This window comes from Sphingomonas endophytica (genome assembly GCF_001476895.1).
In the GTDB taxonomy this organism is placed as follows: domain Bacteria; phylum Pseudomonadota; class Alphaproteobacteria; order Sphingomonadales; family Sphingomonadaceae; genus Sphingomonas; species Sphingomonas endophytica_A.
On the sequence record NZ_LDTB01000144.1, the window covers coordinates 1 to 990 of the forward strand.

The following is a 990-nucleotide window of genomic DNA, read 5'->3' on the forward strand; positions in this document are numbered from 1 at the left end:
GTGTGCGTTGGCGTGGTGGCCGTTGGTGAACAGCGCCAGCGCAGCGCAGCCCTCGGCGTCCGGGTAGGGCGACACCAAGCCCCACGGGGCTGTGGCCGGGCCGAGCACGAGCTGCGCCGACAGGTGGTTGCGTGGCAGCGGCGGTTCGTGGGGCGCGAGATCTGCTTCACTAAGCGGTCGCGCGCGGGCGGGGATTGGATGGCGCGCGGGCTTATGTATGAGCTGCTCGCGGGTCGCCGACGGCGACGCCGCGACCGAGTTGAGCACGCCCGGCTCCTGGGATTCGAACAGTGCCCGCAGCGCGTCCGTCATCAGGCCGATGGTCAGGACGCCGGCGATCGCGACCGCGACGAACCGGACCATCTGGGCGGCATCGACATCAGGCGCCATGAAGCTAGCAGCGAGACCGAGCAGGCCCGAAGAGATCAGCCGCAGCGCCATCATGGCAAGGCCATGCCGGCGCGTCTCGGCGCCGCCGCCAGCAATCAGCATCACGGTGACCGTGAGCAGTGCCCCCAGCGCGCCGAGCCGCACCGGGATGTCCGGAAACAGCGTGCGGAAATCGGTGAGGATGAACGGGATCACCACCAGCGCGCCGACCGCCATGCGGCCGATGCTGCGGTTCTCGGAGGCCATCAGCGCGGCGCGGTCGCGCGTCGCCAGCAGCAGTGCACAGGTGGCGAAGCCTGCGAGCTGGAACAGCGCCAGCGTGATCGCATAGGGCATCACGAAGCGCTGCAGCCCGAACGTGCCGCCGAGCCCGAGCAGGATGCCGCCGGCGAGCGCCGCGATCTTGACCGGGCGCGGCGCGTGCCGCCGCAGGATGCCCTCGGTGACGATCAGCGCGCCGAGCGGGATCAGCGCGGCCGGGATCACCGAGAGGCGATCGAGCACGAAGCTTCCGCTCCACCACGCAAGACCACGGTCGAGGAACAGGGTCGCGATCACGCCGAGCGCGAGCAGCAGGCGGCGGGTCAGCGGGCTCCTCGG

1 protein-coding gene is annotated in these 990 nt (G+C 70.9%); it reads right to left on the reverse strand.

What is annotated here, in order from left to right; all coding sequences use genetic code 11:
- On the reverse strand, positions 1-948 hold a 948-nt coding region (locus tag NS334_RS16405; protein WP_206542685.1), incomplete at its 3' end, for a hypothetical protein.
- Between the last annotated feature and the right edge of the window lie 42 nt (positions 949-990).